The 16,624-nt window shown below is 48.1% G+C and carries 14 protein-coding genes; 7 read left to right on the top strand and 7 right to left on the bottom strand.

Going from position 1 to position 16,624, the window contains the following annotated elements; translation table 11 throughout:
- Positions 1 to 352 precede the first annotated feature (352 nt).
- Positions 353 to 1,192 carry a 23S rRNA (adenine(2030)-N(6))-methyltransferase RlmJ gene (locus tag R7Q46_RS15495; RefSeq protein WP_005379158.1) on the top strand — a complete coding sequence of 280 codons (840 nt, stop codon included), beginning with the start codon at positions 353 to 355 and terminating at the stop codon, positions 1,190 to 1,192.
- 259 nt (positions 1,193 to 1,451) lie between these two features.
- On the top strand, positions 1,452 to 2,807 hold the full coding sequence (gorA, locus tag R7Q46_RS15490) for a glutathione-disulfide reductase (protein ID WP_005379157.1): 1,356 nt from the start codon (positions 1,452 to 1,454) through the stop codon (positions 2,805 to 2,807).
- Between the two features lie 81 nt (positions 2,808 to 2,888).
- Here the strand turns inward: gorA and R7Q46_RS15485 are convergent, their stop codons facing one another.
- On the bottom strand, positions 2,889 to 3,794 hold the full coding sequence (locus R7Q46_RS15485; protein WP_182039706.1) for a LysR family transcriptional regulator: 906 nt from the start codon (positions 3,792 to 3,794) through the stop codon (positions 2,889 to 2,891).
- A 121-nt stretch (positions 3,795 to 3,915) separates the two neighbouring features.
- Between R7Q46_RS15485 and xapA the strand changes: the two genes are divergently transcribed.
- Positions 3,916 to 4,740, top strand: coding sequence for a xanthosine phosphorylase (gene xapA / locus R7Q46_RS15480; protein WP_005379149.1), 825 nt, complete (start codon positions 3,916 to 3,918; stop codon positions 4,738 to 4,740).
- Between the two features lie 105 nt (positions 4,741 to 4,845).
- Here xapA and R7Q46_RS15475 read toward each other — a convergent pair whose 3' ends face one another.
- Complete coding sequence (locus tag R7Q46_RS15475) at positions 4,846 to 5,457, bottom strand: bifunctional 4-hydroxy-2-oxoglutarate aldolase/2-dehydro-3-deoxy-phosphogluconate aldolase (RefSeq protein ID WP_318077600.1); 612 nt, start codon at positions 5,455 to 5,457, stop codon at positions 4,846 to 4,848.
- A 9-nt stretch (positions 5,458 to 5,466) separates the two neighbouring features.
- Complete coding sequence (locus R7Q46_RS15470) at positions 5,467 to 6,843, bottom strand: GntP family permease (RefSeq protein ID WP_170890705.1); 1,377 nt, start codon at positions 6,841 to 6,843, stop codon at positions 5,467 to 5,469.
- A gap of 153 nt (positions 6,844 to 6,996) precedes the next feature.
- Here R7Q46_RS15470 and R7Q46_RS15465 point away from each other — a divergent pair, with 153 nt between their 5' ends.
- Complete coding sequence (locus R7Q46_RS15465) at positions 6,997 to 7,521, top strand: gluconokinase (protein WP_047103696.1); 525 nt, start codon at positions 6,997 to 6,999, stop codon at positions 7,519 to 7,521.
- A complete protein-coding gene (gene edd, locus R7Q46_RS15460; protein ID WP_318077599.1) occupies positions 7,521 to 9,317 on the top strand; it encodes a phosphogluconate dehydratase in 1,797 nt (598 codons plus the stop codon). The genes R7Q46_RS15465 and edd overlap by 1 nt, the downstream gene beginning before the upstream one ends.
- Positions 9,318 to 10,566: 1,249 nt before the next feature.
- Here the strand turns inward: edd and R7Q46_RS15455 are convergent.
- The 4 genes from R7Q46_RS15455 to R7Q46_RS15440 all read right to left on the bottom strand — a co-directional run bounded on the left by R7Q46_RS15455 (position 10,567) and on the right by R7Q46_RS15440 (position 13,565).
- Positions 10,567 to 10,896 (bottom strand): SMR family transporter, encoded by a 330-nt coding sequence (locus R7Q46_RS15455; RefSeq protein WP_005478614.1) that lies wholly within the window; start codon positions 10,894 to 10,896, stop codon positions 10,567 to 10,569.
- Entirely contained in the window at positions 10,893 to 11,297 is a 405-nt protein-coding gene (locus R7Q46_RS15450; RefSeq protein ID WP_005379135.1) for an SMR family transporter, read from the bottom strand. The genes R7Q46_RS15455 and R7Q46_RS15450 overlap by 4 nt, the downstream gene beginning before the upstream one ends.
- Before the next feature lie 269 nt (positions 11,298 to 11,566).
- A complete protein-coding gene (locus tag R7Q46_RS15445; protein WP_005379132.1) occupies positions 11,567 to 12,502 on the bottom strand; it encodes a LysR family transcriptional regulator in 936 nt (311 codons plus the stop codon).
- 55 nt (positions 12,503 to 12,557) lie between these two features.
- Complete coding sequence (locus tag R7Q46_RS15440; RefSeq protein WP_017636149.1) at positions 12,558 to 13,565, bottom strand: substrate-binding domain-containing protein; 1,008 nt, start codon at positions 13,563 to 13,565, stop codon at positions 12,558 to 12,560.
- 219 nt (positions 13,566 to 13,784) lie between these two features.
- Here R7Q46_RS15440 and R7Q46_RS15435 point away from each other — a divergent pair, with 219 nt between their 5' ends.
- Together R7Q46_RS15435 and R7Q46_RS15430 are read left to right on the top strand one after the other, a co-directional pair.
- Entirely contained in the window at positions 13,785 to 15,137 is a 1,353-nt protein-coding gene (locus R7Q46_RS15435; protein WP_169628352.1) for a serine/threonine-protein kinase, read from the top strand.
- A 13-nt stretch (positions 15,138 to 15,150) separates the two neighbouring features.
- Complete coding sequence (locus R7Q46_RS15430; RefSeq protein ID WP_169628353.1) at positions 15,151 to 16,623, top strand: chromosome partitioning protein ParA; 1,473 nt, start codon at positions 15,151 to 15,153, stop codon at positions 16,621 to 16,623.
- Position 16,624 lies beyond the last annotated feature (1 nt).

The raw sequence follows: 16,624 nt of genomic DNA, 5'->3' as shown, positions 1-16,624 counted from the left end.
AACAGTAGGCGAACTCAATGCACAGGCAAGCCGACAACATGGATGGGGGGATTTCCGTTCCCTTTCTCGATGCAGCAATGACCGAATGGGTCAAAGAGCGCTTACTCTGTCCTTGAGTCTTGTTATGCCTAAGTTCGGTTTGGCACTCTATTGGAGCGGCACAATCCCACTTAGGTTCAATTTGTTTACTCATACTAAGTATGGGTGACTTAAAGAAATTTCAATAGCGAATCCCTATCAGTGATACTGATTTGAATCGAAGTTCTACTTCTTTAAGTTACTTGAGTATAATACCGCCATATCGCGAAAATCACAGACCACACTCAGCCAAAGAGTGTTTCGAGAGTTTAATTTGTTAAGTTACCGCCACAGCTTCCACGCTGGCAACCATGCCGACGTGGTCAAACACATCGTTCAAAGCCTCATTCTTGATGCGCTGAAACAAAAAGATAAACCATTCGTTTATCACGATACCCACTCGGGTGTGGGCCGTTACGATCTGACTCACGAATGGTCTGAAAAAACGGGCGAATACAAACAAGGCATCGCACGTATTTGGGATAACCCAAGCATTCCTGAAGACATCAAAAGCTACATCGATGCCATTAAAGTGCTCAACAATGGCGAGAAGCTGCGTTACTACCCAGGCTCACCACGTGTGGCGCGCGCGCAAATCCGCCCACAAGATCGCATGGTGCTGACCGAGTTGCACCCGGCCGATCACCCATTGTTAGAGCAAGAATTCCATCGTGATCGCCAAGTGAGCATCTTCAAAGAAGACGGATTCCAACGCCTCAAAGCAAGCTTACCGCCACAAGAGCGTCGTGGCTTGGTGCTGATTGACCCACCATACGAACTCGCGAAAGAGTACCGCGATGTGGTGCGAGCGATTCATCAGAGCCATAAACGTTGGGCAACCGGTATCTACGCGATTTGGTACCCAGTGGTAAACCGCCACGACATCGAAGATATGATCGAAGGCTTGGAAGCACTGGGCATTCGTAAAATTCTGCAAATCGAGTTAGGTGTTGCACCAGATACCAACGAGCGCGGCATGACGGCATCCGGCATGATTGTGATTAACCCACCGTGGAAACTGGAAAGCCAGATGAAAGAGATTCTGCCATTCCTGCAAGACGCGATCGCACCAGCAACTGGCCACTGGAAAGTGGACTGGATTGTGCCAGAGTAAGCACTTCAGTACCGATATCTTCAAGCGCAACGATATTCTCGTTGCGCTTTTTTATGCTCTCACCTTCTCCCTCCAGTCGTGCTTATTCTTCTTTTTGTGCCTCTCATCGCTATTTGTCATAAGTATTGTCGCTTTTTCCCATTTAGGAATTAGTCGAATTCGATTTATGATAGTGGGATAACGGTGGCATTGAGTTCGGACAAGGTCATCCCAATCTATCTATGTACCAGATAAAATTTATAAGCTCTTGGAGAAAGTAATGGCGACTCATTTTGACTATATCTGTATCGGTGGCGGCAGTGGCGGCATCGCATCTGCAAACCGTGCGGCGATGTACGGCGCGAAAGTTGCGCTAATCGAAGCTCAAGACCTTGGCGGTACCTGTGTCAACGTAGGTTGTGTACCGAAAAAAGTAATGTGGCATGGCGCGCAAATCGCAGAAGCAATGAACCTGTACGCAGAAGATTACGGTTTTGATGTCGACGTGAAAGGTTTCGACTGGAGCAAACTGGTTGAGAGCCGTCAGGCGTACATTGGTCGTATTCACCAATCTTACGATCGCGTTCTTGGCAACAATAAAGTAAACGTGATTAAAGGCTTTGCTAAGTTTGTTGACGAAAAAACTGTCGAAGTAAACGGTGAACACTACACAGCAGATCACATCCTGATCGCGGTTGGTGGTCGTCCTACTATTCCAAACATTCCAGGCGCTGAATACGGCATCGATTCAAACGGCTTCTTCGACCTAGCAGAGCAACCAAAACGCGTTGCGGTTGTTGGCGCAGGCTACATCGCAGTTGAAATTGCTGGCGTACTGCACGCGCTAGGTACAGAAACGCACCTGTTCGTACGTAAAGAGTCACCACTACGTAGCTTCGATCCAATGATCATCGATACGTTGGTTGAAGTAATGGACGCAGAAGGTCCAAAACTGCACACCCACTCTGTACCAAAAGAAGTAGTAAAAGAAGCCGATGGCAGCCTAACTCTGCACCTAGAAAACGGTGAAAGCCAAAACGTTGACCAACTGATTTGGGCAATCGGTCGTCACCCAGCGACAGACGCAATCAACCTAGCGTCAACCGGTGTGGCAACGAACGAAAAAGGCTACATCAAGGTAGACGAATACCAAGAAACTAACGTGAAAGGCATCTACTGTGTGGGTGACATCATGGAAGGCGGTATCGAACTAACACCAGTAGCAGTGAAAGCGGGTCGTCAACTTTCTGAGCGTTTGTTCAACAACAAACCAAACGCGAAGATGGACTACGATTTGGTACCAACTGTGGTATTTAGCCACCCACCAATCGGCACTATCGGTCTTACAACGCAAGAAGCGGAAGAGAAGTACGGCAAAGACAACATCAAAGTCTACACATCTGGCTTTACGGCGATGTACACCGCCGTTACTAAGCACCGTCAACCATGTAAGATGAAGCTTGTATGTGCGGGCGAAGAAGAAACGGTTGTTGGTCTGCACGGCATCGGTTTCACGGTAGATGAAATGATCCAAGGCTTCGGCGTAGCAATGAAGATGGGCGCAACCAAAGCAGACTTCGACTCTGTTGTGGCTATCCACCCAACGGGCTCAGAGGAGTTCGTAACGATGCGTTAATTACGCGCTAATCGCATTGCTGATTTCAGCGAATCATTTGAAAAGGTCATCTTAGGATGACCTTTTTTTGTTATCCCATGCTTAACTCGCATTCTCCAATAACGTGCGAATAAACTCGGCTTTGATAGCACTCTCCTGCTTACCGTCATGAATCAGACACAAGTCTGCACGCAGTGATTCTTTCAGATTGATAAAACGAATTCCATGCCAATGATGCTGAGAAAACGTCGACGGCACCAACGTCACGGTATTGCTGTTTGCCACATACGCCATCAAGGTGCTTGGCTCCACCACTTGTTTGCCAATATGGGGTGAAAAGCCTTCTTGCAGACAGGCATTGATGATGAAGTTTGCCGAGGCAGAATTCGCCAGACTCATAAACGCAAACTCACACGTCTTTAAATCTTGGAGCCGCAGCAAAGATTTGCTGGCTAACTCATGTTGCTCCGACACCGCCACCACAAACACATCTTTGCCCAAAGATACCGACTGATACGGATAAATGTTGAGTGCATCAGCAAAACGCACAATGCCCACATCGATTTTCTTCTCGCTCAGATGCTTCTTTTGCGTCTCTGGGTTAAGGTCAAAAATGTCGGCGTGATAAGTGTCATGCTCAGCATGGAAGCGCTGTAACAGACGATCAAATCCGCCCCAAAATGCGCTACTTACCATACCAACTCGCAAGATGTTTCTCTGGTTCAACCCCACTTGCTGAACTTGATTGAGCGAGACATCTAAGGTCTGAAAAATCAGTTGGCATTTGGACTCCAACAATCGTCCGGCCTCCGTCAGCATGACGTTTCTTGAATCACGCTCAAACAGTTTGACGTTAAGCACCTCTTCCAACTCTTTGATGCGATTGCTCAACGGCGAATTGGTGATATTGAGGTTCTCGGCCGCCTTAGTGAAATGCTTGGTTTGTGCGACCTCGTAAAAGTAACGCAGCATCTTCAGCGTCACGCGCTCAAATGGTTCTGACTTCATGCATTGAGTCCTAGCGAATTTCATCATCCTCTTTTTAAGGATGATAGTAGCGAATAAAGCAAAGATAACCAGCGCAGAAAGTCACACAATGGAATCAACACACAACCAGAAGGTGACTAACATGAATCACGATCCAGTAATCGGCGCGCTACAAACCATTCGCGAACGCAAACCAAACTTCCAACCTAAAGCGGCGTTTATTTTAGGCTCTGGCTTAGGCGTATTGGCAGACGAACTACAAGACAAAGTGGTCATTCCATACGAAGAGCTCGAAGGGTTTCCGGTTAGCACCGTGCAAGGCCACTCTGGTGAGTTGGTGCTTGGTACCATGGGCGGCGTAGACGTAGTGTGCATGAAAGGTCGCGGTCACTACTACGAACACGGCTCAATGAAGGTCATGACCACGCCCGTGCGCACCTTTAAAAAGCTGGGCTGTGAGTTTTTGCTCGTCACCAACGCAGCAGGCTCACTTCGCCCTGAACGCATTGATGTCGGTTCTCTGGTGGTATTTCATGATCACATTAATACCATGCCTGAATCGCCAATGATCGGTCCGAATGATGAAGAGTACGGCCCGAGGTTCTTCAGCCTCGCCAATGCGTACGACAAAGACCTACGTGCAGAAGCGTTTGAAGTCGGCAAAGCCAATGGTATTCACCTGAATGAAGGTGTGTTTGTCTCTTACACAGGCCCCAACTTTGAGACCGCAGCCGAAATCCGCATGATGCAAATCATCGGTGGTGATGTCGTGGGCATGTCGGTCGTGCCAGAAGTGATTTCTGCGGCGCATTGCGGCTTACCCGTATTGGCAGTATGTGCGATCACCAACATGGCAGAAGGCTTGGGAGATGTAGAATTGTCTCACGCCCAAACATTGAAGTGCGCGAAGCTAGCCGAAGCCGATTTCATTCGCTTTATTAAGCGCTTTATGAAGCATCACTTCTAAAGCCGTTTCATCCCAAAAAGCAAAAGGGTCATCAAGTAACTTGATGACCCTTTTTCGTATCACTTTTTCTAACGTTCGGGGGTATTTCGGAGCCGTTTGTGCGTTTTACTTAACTGCGCGAACCAATTCAGCAATGCCTTCCCAATCGCCGTTGTCCATCATTGCGGTTGGCACCATCCAAGTACCGCCACAAGCTACAACCGATTTCAGCGCTAGGTAATCTTCCACGTTGGATGGGCTCACGCCACCTGTTGGCATGAATTCCACTGGGTAAACCGCCGTGAGTGCTTTCAGCATGTTTACGCCGCCTGATGGCTCAGCAGGGAAGAACTTCAACGTACGCAGACCCATTTCCATCGCTTGCTCAACCAAGCTTGGGTTGTTTACACCCGGTACGATAGTCACACCACGTTGCTGACAGTATATCACTGTGGTTGGGTTGAAGCCTGGGCTAACGATAAAGTCCACGCCCGCTTCGATCGCGATATCCACTTGTTCTGTGGTCAGAACGGTGCCCGCGCCAATCAACAGTTCTGGGTACGCTTCACGCATGATGCGAATCGATTCCGCCGCCGCTTCGGTGCGGAATGTCACTTCCGCACATGGTAAACCGTTTTCTACCAACACTTTTGCCAGTGGCAGAGCGTGTGCTACGTCGTTGATTGCGATAACTGGGACGATTTTGATATCTCTTAATCGTTGTTCAAGTGTTGTCATGGGGAACCTCTAAAGAATAAAGCTTAATGTTGCGACGATAATAAACGCGATACCGCCAAGTAACGTTTCCATTACCGTCCAAGTTTTTAATGTGGTTTTCTCATCCATCTCAAGCAGACGAGATACCAACCAGAAACCAGAGTCATTGAAGTGAGACAGTACCGTTGCACCACCCGCAATCGCGATTACGATAAAGCAAAGGTCTAGTTCACTCAAACCTGTTGATGCAGCCACAACTGGCGCGATAAGAGCTGCCGTAGTGGTTAGCGCTACGGTTGCCGAGCCTTGAGCAACACGCAGACAAGTTGAAATCACAAACGCCGCCACAATCACAGGCATACCTGTGTCTGTAAGAACGTCAGCCAGTGCATCACCAATACCGCTTGAGCGCAGTACGCCGCCAAACATGCCACCTGCACCCGTTACTAGGATAACACCACAGATAGGAGCCAATGACTCACCACATAATTTTTCTAGTTTTGCCATGCCGTAGTCTTTGGCAAACACAGCCAGACAGACAATCAAAGTGATCAGCAACGCAACTGGGGTTTTACCTAGCATGCGTAGGAACTCAACCAGTGCCGTTTTGCCATCAATCACACCCGCAACCGCCAGTGTGTTCAATACCGTATCCAAACAGATTAGCAGGACTGGCAGCACAAGGATGGTCATAACCGTGCCAAATTTTGGTGCGTTGCGCTCATCCACCATCGCTTCGCCATTAAAGAAGGCTTTAGATAGTGGGATATCGAATTTTTTGCCCGCGTACAAACCAAATAGGTAAGCGCCAAGGTACCAAGTTGGAATAGCAACCAGAATACCCACCACCAATAGCAGACCGATGTTTGCGCCAAGGAATTCTGCCGCTGCAACCGGACCTGGGTGTGGTGGAACAAACGCGTGCATAACCGCAAAAGCACCGGCTGCTGGCAACGCGTATTTAATTGGTGAGCCACCAAAACGAGCCGCCACACTTAGGATGATTGGCATCATCACTACAAGGCCTGCATCGAAGAAGATTGGGAAGCCAAACAGTAATGAAGCGACGCCCAAAGCAAATGGTGCGCGCTCTTTACCAAAGCGACCAATCAAAGTGTCTGCCAGCACTTTCGCACCGCCAGTCACTTCCAGAATTTTACCGATCATCGCACCAAGACCAACCAGCAATGCCACGGAAGCCAGAGTACCGCCGAACCCACCCATCATGGTCGATACGACTTTCTCTGAAGGAACGCCAGTGGCGATTGCCGTACCTAAACTCACCATAGTAAGGGAAGCAAAAGCATGGACTTTCAGTTTAATGATCAGAACGAGTAACGCTGCAATGGCAAGGCCTGCAATCGTCAGTAGGAACGTAGGATCTGGGGCTAGGGTTAATTGCTCCATAGGTTCACCTTTAATAATTATTGTTTGTGTTATGGTTCACATTTATTTCAGTTACCGGTAACATGTTACCGATAACATGAATAAGATAAACCCATATTTTAAAGTGAATTCAAAAATTGAGATCACGCGCAAATTTGGTTATGAGGATAAGTTATGGCTGGTAGTAGTGTCATCGTTATGGGCGTTTGTGCTAGTGGTAAAAGCACAATTGGTGAGCATCTAGCGAAAAAGCTAGGGCGTAAATTCATTGATGGTGATGATCTTCATCCACGAGCGAACATTCAGAAAATGGCATCGGGCCAGCCTCTGAACGATGATGATCGCAAGCCATGGCTAGAACGCATTCGTGATGCGGCGTACAGCCTAGAAAGCAAAAACGAACACGGCATTATTGTCTGTTCAGCACTGAAAAAGATTTACCGCGATCAGATCCGCGAAGGTAACAACAACGTGACCTTCTTGTTCCTTGATGGCGATATGGAGTTGATCCTTAATCGCATGCGTATGCGCAAAGGCCACTTCATGAAAGAAAACATGGTGAAGAGCCAATTCGAGACACTAGAGCGCCCAGACAACGAGCCTCAAACTCTGATCGTCAGTATCGACGGAGACATCAGCGACGTGGTGGAACGCTCTGCTACTGAGCTAATCAAAATGCAAGCGATCGAGGTGGCGTAATGACTCACTCTGTTGTTCTTGAGGTCACACAACGCTTGACCGAGCGCAGCCGCGAAGCGCGCGCTGCCTTTCTTGCTCGCACCGAAGTGCAAGCCGAAGCGGGCAAAGGCCGCGTTGGTTTATCTTGTGGTAACTTAGCCCATGCAGTCGCCGCTTCTTGCTCTTCTGAAAAGAAAAATATTCTCGATTTTACTCATGCCAATGTCGCGCTGATCAGCGCCTACAACGACATGTTGAGCGCCCACCAGCCGTACCAAGATTACCCAGTGCAAATCAAACAAGTGCTGGCGGACTACGGACATACGGCGCAAGTCGCAGGTTGTGTGCCAGCGATGTGCGATGGGGTGACTCAAGGTCAAGCAGGCATGGATATGTCACTGTTTTCGCGTGACTTAATTGCGCAATCAACGGCGTTGTCTTTGAGTCACAATGTCTTTGATGCCACATTACTGCTTGGCATCTGTGACAAAATCGCACCGGGGCAACTGATGGGCGCGCTGTCTTACGCACACCTACCAACGGCGTTTGTGCCAGCGGGTCTGATGGCAACAGGCATCAGCAACGAAGAGAAAGTCGACGTGCGCCAAAAATACGCAGCGGGAGAAGTCGGCAAAGACGCTCTGCTGGATATGGAGTGTCGCGCTTACCACTCTGCGGGTACGTGTACATTTTACGGCACCGCCAATACCAACCAGTTGGTGTTCGAAGCCATGGGCTTGATGCTGCCAGGTTCAGCATTCATTCATCCCCATACCCAACTGCGTAAAGCGTTAACCAATCACGCGGCTCTGAAAATCGCCTCAATGACGGCGGGTTCTGCACACTTCCGTCCGCTGGCCGAGGTGGTCACAGAAAAGAGCTTGGTCAACGGCATCATCGCTCTACTTGCATCTGGCGGCAGCACCAATCACACCATTCATATGATCGCCGTGGCGCGTGCTGCTGGCATCTTGCTCACCTGGCAAGACATCAGCGATCTGTCGGATGTGGTTCCTTTATTAGCGCGCGTTTACCCGAACGGCCCAGCCGATATGAACGCGTTCCAAGACGCGGGGGGCGTGCCAGCGTTATTGCACCGCTTGAACCAATCCGAGCTTTTGCATCGCGATGTGAAACCCGTGTTTGGTGAATTTGAAGACCAAATGACGCTACCGAGCCTTGTCGATGGCCAACTGACCTGGACATCGTGCCAAGGCAGCCAAGACGGTGACGTGATCGCCAAACCAGACGCCACATTCCAAAATACTGGCGGCACTCGCGTATTGACTGGCAACTTAGGCAAAGCCGTGGTGAAAGTGTCTGCGGTGAAAGAAGAGCAACGCGTGATTGTGGCACCAGCGATCGTATTCCAATGCCAACACGAAGTGGAAGCCGCATACAAACGTGGCGAGCTGAACAAAGACTGCATCGTTGTGGTCACACACAACGGCCCAGCGGCAAACGGCATGCCTGAACTGCATAAACTGATGCCAATCCTCGGCAACGTGCAGAAAGCGGGCTTTCAAGTCGCGCTAGTGACGGACGGTCGTTTATCTGGTGCATCCGGTAAAATTCCGTCTGCGATTCACGTTTCTCCAGAAGCCATTCGTGGTGGCGCGATTGGTTTGGTGCGCAACGGTGATTTGATTCATCTGGATTGCCAAACGGGCGAACTGAACAACTTAAGCGATACCACTGGTCGCGAGTTGATTCATTTCGATACCGAATCGACCCAACAAACTTGGGGACGAGGCTTGTTTAGCGTGATCCGCCAAAACGTATCGAGTGCAGAAGAAGGCGCAAGCTTTATTGTTTAAGGCGAGAAGAAAGACCTCGTCATTCCGACGAGCCTAGGCGAGATCAGGAATCTAATATCAACGTGCTGTGAAGCCAGAGAAAACCCCTCTGCTACAGCACTTTTTGTTGGTAGATTCTGAATCACGACCGTCCCTCGCAGTTCAGAATGACGAGCGTTGGGATTGGCCTCGGTTCTTTCTAAAAAACGAATGAATCCGTCGCTCCGACGAGCCCAAGCAAGATCAGGAATTTAATATCAACGTGCTGTGAAGCCAGAGAAAACTCCTCTGCCACAGCACTTTTTGTTGGTAGATTCTGACTCTTGCTCGTCCTTCGCTGTTCAGAATGACGAGCTTTGGGATTGGCCACCGCTCTTTCTAAAAACGAATGAATCCGTCATTCCGACGAGCCTAAGCGAGATCGGGAATCTAATATCAACGAGCTGTGAAGCCAGAGAAAACACCTCTGCCACAGCACTTTTTGTTGGTAGATTCTAAATCACGCCCGTCCCTCGCTGTTCAGAATGACGAGCGTTGGAATTGGCCTCAGTTCTTTCTAAAAACGAATGAATCCGTCGCTCCGAAGAGCCCAAGCAAGATCAGGAATTTAATATCAACGTGCTGTGAAGCCAGAGAAAACTCCTCTGCCACAGCACTTTTTGTTGGTAGATTCTGAATCACACTCGTCCCTCGCTGTTCAGAATGACGAGCTTTGAGATTGGCCTCGGTTCTTTTTAAAAACGAATGAATCCGTCATTCCGACGAGCCTCAGCAGGATCAGGAATTTAATATCAACGTGCTGTGAAGCCAGAGAAAACTCCTCTGCCACTGTACTTTTTTGTTAGTAGATTCTGAATCACGCTCGTCCCTCGCTGTTCTAAATGACGAACTTTAGGATTGGTCACTGCTCTTTCTAAAAAACGAATGAATCCGTCATTCCGACGAGCCTAGGCGAGATCAGGAATCCACTATCAACGTGCTGTGAAGCCAGAAAAAACACTTCTGCCACAGCACTTTTTGTTGGTAGATTCTGAATCACGCTCATCCCTCGCTTTTCAAAATGGCAAGCTTTGGGATTGGCCTCAGTTCTTTCTAAAAAACGAATGAATCCGTCATTCCGACGAGCCTAGGCGAGATCAGGAATCTAATATCAAGGTGCTGTGAATCCAGAGAAAACACCTCTGCCGAAACACTTTTGTGTTGGTAGATTCTGAATCACACTCGTCTCTTGCTGCTCAGAATGACGATATCTAGCATTCAGTAAATTACATCAAGCGGTCTTCATCACCACGACCGCAGCAATCACCACAAAGATACCAAACCAGCCGATTGGCTTGAGTTTCTGCTTAAACAGCAAGGCTCCACCCACTGCGGTACCCAAGATACCGATCGCGCCCCAAGAGGCGTAAGCAATGGCTAAGTCGATCTCTTTAACCGCTTGTGCCAACAGCGTGAATGCTGTCAGTACCAACACAATCGCCGCAATGCCCCAGCCTTTGTATTTAAAACCTTTTGAGCGTGTCAGCGCCATATTGGCCATGATATCGACCAAGGCAGCCATCACGACAAATCCAAATGACATCGTAAAAAATTGACTCATGATTCGCACCTTGTACTAGTAGAAAATGAACGTTCTTTTGCCGGTTTATCGGCATTTTTCTTGGCGTTAGGCTGACCATGTGATTCCCCTAAGGTCACACACACAATGCCAACAACGGCTAACATCAAACCAAACAACTCTTGATGGTTTAAGTTGGCATCAAAGGCGATGATCGACACCACGGTGATCAACGAGATACCTAACCCTTCCCAGACAGCGTATGCCACACCGATCGATATTTTCTTCGCGGCAAATGCGAGGAAGTAGTAAGAGATTGCGATCAGCACATACATTACGATGTAGCCCCACCACCCGTGCCCTTGTCCGATAAGAGACATAGTGCTGGTGCCAGCCACTTCGGCAACGATGGCGAGCAATAAAAATAGACGTGCAACTAGCATGATTAATCCTCCATCAGAAATTAAAAAAATGCATAACGGAGAATGGTGAATGCCGCGTACCTATATCGACATTCAAAAAGTTAAAAAGATAAAAATGAGCCACTTCTCCTGACTATTTGAGATAAGGTTAGCGCTGGGTAGGAAAAAGAGACAGGTAATTGAGATATTCATTTTTGAATATCTTAAGAAATAAGTTGTCTATGTAATCACACAACATTGATAAGGTTAAAGCATCTGCTCTCTCATTCAGCTGATGCCATCAGGTGACGTCACTGCGTAAAAATCAGCGGCGTATTGAGGGTTTGTCGCACCACTTTATGTAGGTGTCTGTGCAAAGGATGGTTGCGGTTGGTTTGAAGGAAACCGCCAGAGACCACAAACTGACTGAACTCACGATTAACGGGTGGCATTGCGTAAGAGGCGAGTTCTGGCATCAACAATGCCGAGCTTTGACTGGCATACATAATCGCGTCGGTTTCTTGCAACATTTGGCAAGCCAAACGCAAATTATAGGACTTCAGTAACACTACTGGCTCATAACCCATGCGTCGATACTCGGACTCCACGGTACAAAGCGGTTTATATGACGCGGGCGCAGGCAAAGAGACAAGTGGTAGTTTGGACACCGTGTCCCAATCATTGCTGACTTTCGACAACGTTGGGTGATTTTTGCGCGCCAAAATCACCCGTTTTTCAACGAATAACGGGCGCATGTAAATGTCTTTCGACAGCTCGGTCTCTTGGTCAAGAATGCAGTAATCGTGCTCGCCTTCTAACATTTCATCGTGCGAGTAAGTATTCCAGCTGGAAAAAGCAAAGTGCGCTTTGGGAAAGGCTCGATGACAACCAGTGAGCAGTCGCTGCCCTTGTTCATCCATCAAATAAGGGTCAGTTACAATCGCAATCTGCCCTTGGTATTGCAGCGGGTCGAACACTTCAAATTCTTGCACCACTTTTTCCAGTGGTGCAACCATATTGTCGAACTCGGCGGCGAGACGAATCGCCATGGGTGATGGCTCTACCCCATGTGCTTTACGCACAAAAAGCGGGTCATCAAACACTTGTTTCAACTTCATCACGCCGCGGCTGGCGCTCGGTTGAGAAATGCCAAGCTGCATTGCGGCCAGCTTGATGCTGCGGTTTTCCACCACGGCTTTTAATAAACGCATTAAGTTGAGATCCAATGCATCCAGCTGATGTGCCATACCCTAACCTGCCAATACCATTAATGAGCGAATACGAAGAGCGGTTAACTGCGAGTTAAACACTCTCTCCCGACGTAATCTGATACCCCATATCGAAGACTTTTTCTTCTTGCGTTTCGCCTTTCAGGCGCGCAATTAATAGTTCTGCGCTCTTTACACCAATTTGGAAACGCGGCGTATCAACGCTGGTCAGTTTCGGGCTGATGGTTTGACCGATATCCAGCGCGTTATAGCCCGCCACTGCCAATTGCTGTGGAACTTGAATGCCACGTTGCTGCGCACTCAACATGGTGCCAATTGCGATGTCATCGTTGGTACAGAACACCCCATCGAGCGTTGGGTGCGTTTCCAGTGCGCGTTCGAGCAAATCATGTGCTAAAGAAAAACTAGAATGATCACCAGTTAATACATGTTTGGGTTCTAGCCCTGCTTCTGTCATCGCGCGATCGTAACCTTGCATCCGCAATTTGGTTCGCGTATCCAGACGCGCGCCAAAATAGACGATTGTACGCTTCCCCGTATCTAGCATCTGCTTAACCACGGTGTACGACGCATCCTCATGATCGAGTCCAACCGCCATATCAATCGGCTCCGATGGCAGTTCCATGGTTTCGACCACCGGAATGCCCGCATTTTTGATCATCTGTAATGTACGCGGCGTGTGATGGCTTTCAGTTAGAATAAGCCCATCGACTTGATAAGAGAGTAATGACGCGATCTTGCGCTCTTCTTCAAGCTCATCGTAGCTAAAATGCGCTAAAAGCGTCTCATAGCCATTGGCTTTGGTCACCATCTCTATGCCCTGAACAAAGGAAGCAAAAATTTGGTTGGACAAAGACGGCAGTAAAATACCAATGGCTTTACTGGAGGACTTTGACAACATCGCCGGTGCACGGTTTTCGATGTAACCCATCTCTTCAATCGCAGTCGCAATCTTGGCCCGAGTCTTTTCTGCCACCGATTCGGGGTTACGCATATAGCGTGAAACGGTCATTTTCGTGACGCCAACCTGGTCTGCGACATCCTGCAATGTCGTACGAGTTTTCTTATTCTGTTGAGCCATAAATATGTGATTTATCAGTAATGTTACAAGTAACATTATGACGAATAGACTCTCTGCCGACAAGCTCAGTGAAAATAATTCGCAAAATCATGACGTTATTACTCCACTAGCCATCAAATTGCGTTTCATGGATTGTGAATCAAAACCGAATAAATAAATGACATTTATATCAAAGTTCTTATAAAATGCCGTACCTAAAAGAATAAGACATTAGTCACAGTGCAGTTAGGCTCTAGCGAAACCCAGATTTACTACCACCTGCTTGATCTGGACGACTCCCAAAAGCAGCAATACCTCCAAGCATTGCAACGAAGTCAACCTGAGCTGTATCGACAACTCGTTCCTCTTTTAGCCAACGAGACACCGGAAGAACAACTAACGCAGTTACTTTATTTTGGTGCTCATCAGGCTACGAACCAAGACGTCGATCTAAGCGGAGAAATCATCAGTAAGTACCGCCTAACTCATGAGTTGGGGCGTGGTGGCATGGGTGTCGTATACGCCGCTCTACGTGCAGATGAAACGTTCGAGCAAGATCTGGCTATCAAGTTTATTCAAAGCAATTTGAGCAATGTGTTAGGGCAACGTGCACTCTTCGATGAAGCTCAACTTCTCGCGCGTCTAAACCATCCTTACATCGCGAAAGTGTTTGACGGCGGTCTCCATCAAGATTCGGTTTACATCGTGATGGAGCGGGTGTTTGGTCAAACTTTGGATGAGTATCTATCTGAAAATAAGCTAGAAAAAACGGAGAAGCTGCTGTTGTTTAAGCAGATCTGCCAGGCGATGGAGCACGCCCACCAGCACCAGGTTTTGCATGCCGATCTAAAACCAGAAAATATACTGATTGATCGTAGCAAGCGTCCCAAGCTGCTTGACTTCAACTTGACTCAAAAAGCGCACTCCAACCGAGAAGATTCACCCTCAGCGCTGATTGCGTTTAGCCAAAATTTTGCCAGCCCAGAGCAGCAAGCAGGACAGGTTCTAACAGAGCAAAGCGACGTGTACTCCTTAGGCAAAATTCTCGCTTTGATGTTTCCATCACCAACAATTTGGTCTGATGTTTACTGGGTGATAAGACGCGCAACGCGTCCTGCCACTCAAATGCGATATATCAATGTTCGAGCATTGGGCATTGATATCGAACGAATTATCGAACGCCGTCCAATCGAGCAGAAAAAAAACTGGCCATTGTATAGCGCCTTTCGCTTGGTACAACGACGTCCCCTTGCTTCGGTATTGTCAGGCATCATTGTGCTCTCTGGTGTGTTATTTGGCAGCGCCATGATGCAAAAGAATATCCAGCTGCAACAAGAGAAGAAGATTGCAGAAGATATGATGTACGAAATGACTCGCCTCATCTTCCACGCGAAGGGGCAAAATGTCGAACATCTCTCAGTGAACTCCATGATGGAGTTAACACGAAGGCGGATACTCTCTAACCCAGATATCCCCAAACATATAAAACAAAAAATGTTGTTGGCGATGATGACACCGGTGCCAGAGAAGCACCTAACTACACCAATGAGTTGTCAGCCAAATTGTGCGTCTAAGGACAGCACCAACCAATAAGGCTTAAAACAAGATGTATACACGTTCAGTGGTATTTTGGCTGTCTGCATTGACGGCTACGTCCACGTTGGCAGCAGACGTTTCAGCTGCCACTTCACAACCACCAGCTTCAACCTTGAAGCAAGGCTACTTTATCGACGCCCCAGTGACTGGCCTGTATTACAAAACCAGTTCCAATATCACTGGCGTCACTCAGCAAGGAGCATTTCATTACCAACCCGGTGATGTAATTAGCTTCTTCCTTGGTAACGATGATAAAGGTTATCTGCTGACGACCTTATCAAGCCAAGAAGTGCTGACGCCGACGATGGCGACAACCAAACCTAGCCGCAGCATCAATATGACGCGTCTGCTGCTTTCTCTCGACAGCACGCCTGAGAATCGTGAGGAAATTGTCCTAGCAAACCGTGTGCTTTCTGATCCTCACTTTCAAAGCCAGCTCAAAGGCCTTGATCTCAATTACCTGGATGACGCTAAACGCTACCTCAATCTCGATTGGGTATCTGTCAATGAGGCGATTGAGCACCTAAACGAAAGCCAGCAGTACATTGAAAAAAACTTTTCCTCTGATGAGATCATTTTTGAACCTCGCGACATGACGTTCAAAAACATCGTCATCAAAAAGAAGGATTGGCAAGGCCGCGCTTGTGCTTACGATCTACGCTATCAGCATCATCCCAAATATCGTCCTCCTATTGGTGAAACTCGATTCACTATCACCAAAGACTCATTGATTGAACACCCAAGCATTGGCGACCATTTTCAAGGCTGCTTCCTCTCGATGAAGCGCCCTATCACGGAAGATGTCGTCGAACCGATAAGCAAGTTTGCGGATTGGTTTAATATCGTTGGTTGTTCAATCACAGGGTGCACCCGCAACGACTTGAATGGCTTCTCTCTCGAAGACTTCGATGATGAAGGTGACTGGAAGTACCGCTCCGTTGCCCTCAATTTTGATCCGAGCACCGAGTTATTGATGGAAAAAGTACAAGGTCTCGGGCGTAAAAAAAACATCCAACACAATAACCGCACAGAAATGCTCTGGTTTACGTATCCCAATACTAGCGAACACGATATTGACTACCTCGGCGTGTGGCAGCAAACCGAATACCACCAACAGTCCATGACACAATCGTGCCTATTGATGCGCCATCAACAAGTCATGCGACTGCCGCAAAATACGGACACCTGCCCAACCGATACAAGCCTGTACACCCAAGATGTTACCCGCGAATTTGCCGACATGTGGTGGGTCAACAATAGCGCCCCCAAAGCCGAACTCGCGCAAATGAACGTCATGGTACGTTGGTCAACAACCCCATCCGAAATCAATTACACCACCTGGGAATACTTGCCAGCTGGTGCAACTTGGGAGCAAGGCATTTTATATCGCTATCAACAAAATGTTCTGCGCAACCAAGACGGTTCCGATCGCATTGAAACCCACACCATTTCTGAATTTGTCAAAGTGAGCGAGGATGTATAAC

Source organism: Vibrio sp. 811, assembly GCF_033339195.1.
The sequence above is the reverse complement of the archived record's forward strand: the minus strand, read 5'-3'. Positions and strand labels throughout refer to the sequence as shown.